Origin of the sequence: Inquilinus limosus MP06 (assembly GCF_000767795.1) — a bacterium.
Lineage (GTDB): Bacteria > Pseudomonadota > Alphaproteobacteria > DSM-16000 > Inquilinaceae > Inquilinus > Inquilinus limosus_E.
Genome location: NZ_JANX01000408.1, coordinates 1 through 5,806, shown reverse-complemented (window position 1 = coordinate 5,806; position 5,806 = coordinate 1). Strand labels below are relative to the sequence as shown.

At 71.8% G+C, this 5,806-nt stretch carries 6 protein-coding genes; all 6 read left to right on the top strand.

The features are described from left to right. A partial coding sequence (locus P409_RS24370; protein ID WP_034844725.1) for a 3-dehydroquinate synthase family protein occupies positions 1–600 on the top strand: 600 nt, incomplete at its 5' end. Positions 601–620: 20 nt separating this feature from the next. After that, on the top strand, positions 621–1,910 hold the full coding sequence (locus P409_RS24365; RefSeq protein WP_034844724.1) for an HlyC/CorC family transporter: 1,290 nt from the start codon (positions 621–623) through the stop codon (positions 1,908–1,910). Between the two features lie 4 nt (positions 1,911–1,914). Next, positions 1,915–2,475 (top strand): DUF2889 domain-containing protein, encoded by a 561-nt coding sequence (locus tag P409_RS24360; RefSeq protein ID WP_034844722.1) that lies wholly within the window; start codon positions 1,915–1,917, stop codon positions 2,473–2,475. An 81-nt stretch (positions 2,476–2,556) separates the two neighbouring features. Beyond that, complete coding sequence (locus P409_RS24355; RefSeq protein ID WP_193366521.1) at positions 2,557–3,558, top strand: alpha/beta fold hydrolase; 1,002 nt, start codon at positions 2,557–2,559, stop codon at positions 3,556–3,558. Positions 3,559–3,755: 197 nt separating this feature from the next. Next, on the top strand, positions 3,756–4,277 hold the full coding sequence (locus tag P409_RS24350; protein ID WP_034844721.1) for a winged helix-turn-helix transcriptional regulator: 522 nt from the start codon (positions 3,756–3,758) through the stop codon (positions 4,275–4,277). Between the two features lie 12 nt (positions 4,278–4,289). After that, on the top strand, positions 4,290–5,558 hold the full coding sequence (gene fabF / locus P409_RS24345; RefSeq protein ID WP_034844720.1) for a beta-ketoacyl-ACP synthase II: 1,269 nt from the start codon (positions 4,290–4,292) through the stop codon (positions 5,556–5,558). Positions 5,559–5,806 lie beyond the last annotated feature (248 nt).

Here is a 5,806-nt window from a genome sequence, read left to right as displayed (position 1 = left end):
ACCGCGCTGCTGGCCACGCTGCCGGCGCGGGAGCTGCGCGCCGGCTATGCCGAGGTGGCGAAATACGGCGCGCTGGGCGATGCCGGCTTCTTCGCCTGGCTGGAGCAGAACGGCCCGAAGCTGCTGGCCGGCGACGGCGATGCCATGATCCGCGCGGTCAAGCGCAGCTGCGAGATGAAGGCCGAGATCGTCGGCCAGGACGAGCGTGAGGCGGCGCAGCGCGCCCTGCTCAATCTCGGCCACACCTTCGGCCACGCGCTGGAGGCCGAGACCGGCTATGGCGACGCGCTGCTGCATGGCGAGGCGGTGGCAATCGGCATGGTCATGGCCTTCGACCTGTCGGTGCGCCTCGGCCTGTGCCCGGCGGCGGATCGCGACCGGCTGCAGCGGCATCTGGAGGCCGTCGGCCTGCCGACCCGCCCGGCCCGCGATCGCGCCTGGTCGGTCGGCGCCCTGCTGCACCACATGACCCGCGACAAGAAGGTCCGCGACGGGCGGATGACCTTCATCCTGGTGCGCGGCATCGGCCAGGCCTTCGTCACCAGCGACGTGCCGGCCGAGCCAGTGGCCGCGGTGCTGGCCGACGCCATCGCCGCCTGACCGCCGCTCCAGGGGCCGCCATGTCCGACGACCTCGTCCTCCTGCTCAACCTCGCCGGGATCGTCGTCCTGCTCGTGATCTCGGCCTTCTTCTCGGGGTCGGAGACGGCGCTGACCGCGGCCAGCCGGGCACGGATGCACCAGCTCGAGACGCACGGGCTGAAGCGGGCCGGCATCGTCAACCGGCTGCGCGAGCAGAAGGAGCGGCTGATCGGCGCCCTGCTGCTGGGCAACACCCTGGTCAACATCCTGGCCTCGGCGATCGCCACCAGCTTCCTGACCACGCTGCTCGGCGCCTCGGCCGTGCCGGTGGCCACGGTGGTGATGACGGCGCTGATCCTGGTCTTCGCCGAGGTGCTGCCCAAGACCTACGCCATCACCCATGCCGACCGGGCGGCGCTGTCGCTCGCGCCCTTGGTGCGCGGCGTGGTGCGGCTGCTGGGCCCGGTGGTGCGGCTGGTGAACTGGATCGTCCGCGGCGTGCTGCGCCTGTTCGGCGCCGATCCCAGCCGGGTCGGGCTGGCCGATTATGTCGACGAGCTGCGCGGCGCGATCGAGCTGCATCGCGGCAGCGAGGCCGAGGTGGCGCAGGAGCGGCAGATGCTGCGCTCGATCCTCGACCTCGGCGACGTCTATGTCTCCGAGATCATGACCCATCGCCGCAGCGTCGAGGCGATCGATGCCGAGCTGACCCCGCGCGAGGTGGTGTCTGCGATGCTGAACAGCCCGCACACCCGCATGCCGCTGTGCCAGGGCGGGCTGGAGAACATCGTCGGCGTGCTGCACGCCAAGGACGTGCTGCGGGCGCTGCAGGCGGCCGGCGGCGACCCCGACCGGCTGGACATCCGCCGCATCGCCACCCGGCCCTGGTTCATCCCGGACACCACCAGCCTGCTGGACCAGCTGCACGCCTTCCGCACCCGGCGCGAGCATTTCGCCATCGTGGTCGACGAATACGGCGACCTGAAGGGCGTGGTGACGCTGGAGGATATCCTGGAGGAGATCGTCGGCGACATCGTCGACGAGCACGACCTGCCGGTGGCCGGGGTGCGCCCGCAGGCGAATGGCAGCTTCCTGGTCGACGGCACGGTGACCATCCGCGACCTGAACCGGCGCTTCGAATGGCGGCTGCCGGACGACGAGGCCTCGACCATCGCCGGGCTGGTCCTGCACGAGGCGCGGCACCTGCCGGAGGTCGGCCAGGCCTTCACCTTCCACGGCTTCCGCTTCGAGATCCTGCGGCGCCAGCGCAACCAGATCACCGCCGTTCGGGTCACCCCGCCGGCGGAGGTCGAGCCTGACGAGAGCTGACCCGATGCCCCTCTCCGCCCCCGCCGCGCGCGAGCCGATCCACACCCGCCGGGTCACCTGCGACGGGTTTCGTCGCGCCGATGGGCTGTGGGACATCGAGGGCCATCTGGTCGACACCAAGGCCTATGAGTTCCGCAACGAATTCCGCGGCGCCATCACCCCGGGCACGCCGATCCACCAGATGCGGATCCGGCTGACCGTCGATGACGGCCTGACCATCGTCGCGGTCGAGGCGGAGACCGAGCACGGCCCCTACGCCCTGTGCCCGGAGATCGCGCCGGCCTTCCAGGCGCTGGTGGGCCTGCGCATTGGCCCCGGCTTCACCCGGGCGGTGAAGGAGCGGGTGGGCGGCGCCCGGGGCTGCACCCATCTGGTCGAGCTGCTGGGCCCGATGGCGACGACGGCGTTCCAGACCGTGTTCCCGATCCTGTCGCGCGAGCGCGCCGGCAAGGCCGATCCAGGCAAGCGGCCGGTGCTGCTGGACAGCTGCCACGTTTTCGCCGCGGACGGCGACCATGCTCGCCGCCACTGGCCGGCCTTCTACACCGGGCCGGCGCGGGACTGACCGCGACGATCCGCCCGGTGCCGTGTGCGGCAGCCGGACGTTACCCCGGCAGCACCGATCCCGGCCGCCCCGAGGAGAGACATGATCCGACGCCTGACCCTGGCCGCCGCCCTGCTCGCCACCCTCGCCGCCGCCCCGGCCGCCATCGCCGACCCGATGCTGGCGGGCTTCGACTACCCGTTCCCGGTCCGGCAGTTCGACTTCAAGTCGCAGGGCCAGGACCTGTCGATGGCCTATATGGACGTGCAGCCGGAGACGCCGAACGGCCGCACCGTGGTGCTGCTGCACGGCAAGAACTTCTGCGGCGCCACCTGGGAAGGGGTGATGCGGCCGCTGCTGCAGGCCGGCTATCGCGTCGTCGCGCCGGACCAGATCGGCTTCTGCAAATCCAGCAAGCCGCAGGCCTATCAGTTCGGGCTGCACCAGCTGGCCGCCAACACCAAGGCGTTGTTGGACAGCCTGGGCATCCAGCGCCCGGTGGTGATGGGCCATTCCATGGGCGGCATGCTGGCGATGCGCTATGCCCTGGCCTTCCCCGATGCGCTGTCCGGCCTGGTGCTGGTGAACCCGATCGGGCTGGAGGACTGGAAGGCCGCGGGCGTGCCGCAGCAGACCGTCGACCAATGGTTCGAGGGCGAGCTGAAGACCAGCGCCGACAGCATCAAGGCCTATCAGCAGTCGACCTACTATGCCGGCGAATGGAAGCCGGACTACGACCGCTGGGTGCAGATGCTGGCCGGCATGTACCAGGGCGAGGGCGGCCGGCAGGTGGCCTGGGACCAGGCCCTGACTTCGGACATGGTGTTCAACCAGCCCGTGGTCTACGAGCTGGAGCGCATCCGCGCGCCGACCGTGCTGATGATCGGCGAACGCGACACCACGGCGATCGGCAAGGCCCTGGCCCCGCCGGAGGTGGCGCAGCGCCTGGGCAACTATGCCGAGCTGGGCCGCGCCGCCGCCCAGCGCATCCCCGGCGCCAACCTGATCCGCTTCCCGGGCGAGGGCCACGCGCCGCAGATCCAGTCGCCCGACCAGTTCAACAAGGCGCTGCTGGGCGCGCTGGGCCGCTTCCCGCCGCCCTGAGGGCGTTCCCACCACCCACTGACCGTTCCCCTCCCTTGTCATTGCCGGGCTTGATCCGGCAATCCAGGGGCCACCGAGAGCGGCTCTGAAAGCCCCTGGATCCTCGGGTCAAGCCCGAGGATGACAATAAAGGTGGGCCGCCTGCTCCGCCTCGTATCGCTTGCATGATGCAAGCTACTGCAGTAGTAACCAGCGCCATGCAGCGCACCAGCTTTGCCGGCATGGATTGCCCGATCGCCCGCTCCCTCGACGCGCTGGGGGAATGGTGGAGCCTGCTGATCCTGCGCGACGCCTTCATCGGCCTGACCCGCTTCGACGAGTTCCAGCAGAGCCTGGGCATCGCCCCGAACATGCTGACCCGCCGGCTGAAGCGGCTGGTCGAGGCAGGCCTGCTGGAGCGCCACGCCTATTCGCAACGGCCGCTGCGCCACGAGTACCGGCTGACCGCCGCCGGCCGGGACGTGTTCCCGGTGCTGGCGGCGCTGGGTGCCTGGGGCGGCCGGCACGCCACCGGCGGCAAGGTGCTGGTGCAGGTCGCCGGCCGCGCCGACGGCCAGCCGATGGAGCCGGTGCTGATCGACCGGCGCAGCGGCACGCCGATCACCCCTGAGACGGCGGCGTTCCGCCCGGGCCCCGATGCCCGCCCCGCCTATCGGGACAAGCTCGCCGGGATCCTGGACCGCCGGAACAGCCGCGCCGGCACCGCCGTCCCGGCCTGAGGAGACACTGAGATGCGTCGCATCGTCGTCACCGGAATGGGCGCCGTGTCGCCCCTCGCCAACGGCGTCGAGGCCAGCTGGCGCCGGCTGCTGGACGGCCGGTCCGGCCTGCGCCGCCTGCCGGAGGAGATGGTGGCCGACCTGGCCGCCAAGGTCGGCGGCGTGGTGCCGTCGGTCGCCGAGGATCCGGAGGCCGGCTTCGACCCCGACGCGGCGGTGCCCCCGAAGGACCAGAAGAAGATGGACCGCTTCATCCAGTTCGCCATGGCGGCGGCGGAGGAGGCGGTGGCCCAGTCCGGCTGGCGACCCACCGATGAGCGGGCGCGGCAGCGCACCGCGACCGTCATCGCCTCTGGCGTCGGCGGCTTCCCCTATATCGTCGAGGCGGTGCGCACCACCGACCAGAAGGGCGTGCGCCGGCTATCGCCCTTCACCGTGCCGGCCTTCCTGGTCAACTTGGCCGCCGGCCAGGTCTCGATCCGCCACGGCTTCAAGGGGCCGCTGGGCGCGCCGGTGACCGCCTGCGCCGCCGGGGTGCAGGGCATCGGCGACGCCGCCCGGATGATCCGCGCCGGCGAGGCCGACGTGGCGCTGTGCGGCGGCACCGAGGCCTGCATCGACCGGGTCAGCCTGGGCGGCTTCGCTGCCGCCCGCGCCCTGTCGACCGGCTTCACCGAGACGCCGGAGCGCGCCTCCCGCCCCTTCGATCAGGCCCGCGACGGCTTCGTCATGGGTGAGGGCGCCGGCCTTTTGGTGATCGAGGCGCTGGATCACGCTTTGGCCCGCGGCGCGAAGCCGATCGCCGAGCTGATCGGCTACGGCACCACCGCCGACGCCTATCACATGACCGCGGGGCCGGAGGATGGCGACGGCGCCCGCCGGGCGATGGAGATCGCGCTGGCCCAGGGCGGGATCGGCCCCGGCGACGTGCAGCACCTGAACGCCCACGCCACCTCCACCCCGGTCGGCGACAAGGGCGAGATGGCGGCGATCAAGGCGCTGTTCGGCACTGGCGGGACGGTGGCGGTGAGCGCCACCAAATCGGCCACCGGCCACCTGCTGGGCGCGGCCGGCGGGCTGGAGGCGGTGTTCACCGTGCTGGCGGTGCGCGACCAGGTGATGCCGCCGACGCTGAACCTGGAGAATCCGGACCCGGATGCGGACGGCATCGACCTGGTGGCGCTGCAGGCCCGCCCGGGGCGGATCGAGCACGCGCTGTCGAACGGTTTCGGCTTCGGCGGCGTCAACGCCAGCGTGCTGTTCCGCCGCTGGCAGGGGTGACTCGAGCCAACGCCGAAGCCTAACGCGTTGCCTCTCGCGCTTGCGGGAGAGGCAACGCGAGAAGACCGGTGAGGTCAGCGACGCCCTGCTAGCTCTACTTGCTCTTCACCAGGCCGGCGCGGCGCAGGGCTTCGGCCATGGCGCCGTCCGGCTCCGGCGCCGGGGAGCGGGGTTTCTGCGGGGCCTGGTGCTGCGGCTTCGGCGGGCGCTGGGCGCCGCCATCCTGGCCCGAACGGCCGTGGCGCTGT

Bases quoted from the DNA above. Each gene is read 5' to 3' on its own strand.
- P409_RS24365 (WP_034844724.1), top strand. From the start codon at position 621: ATGTCCGACGACCTCGTCCTCCTGCTCAACCTCGCCGGGATCGTCGTC.
- P409_RS24360 (WP_034844722.1), top strand. From the start codon at position 1,915: ATGCCCCTCTCCGCCCCCGCCGCGCGCGAGCCGATCCACACCCGCCGG.
- P409_RS24355 (WP_193366521.1), top strand. From the start codon at position 2,557: ATGATCCGACGCCTGACCCTGGCCGCCGCCCTGCTCGCCACCCTCGCC.
- P409_RS24350 (WP_034844721.1), top strand. From the start codon at position 3,756: ATGCAGCGCACCAGCTTTGCCGGCATGGATTGCCCGATCGCCCGCTCC.
- fabF (WP_034844720.1), top strand. From the start codon at position 4,290: ATGCGTCGCATCGTCGTCACCGGAATGGGCGCCGTGTCGCCCCTCGCC.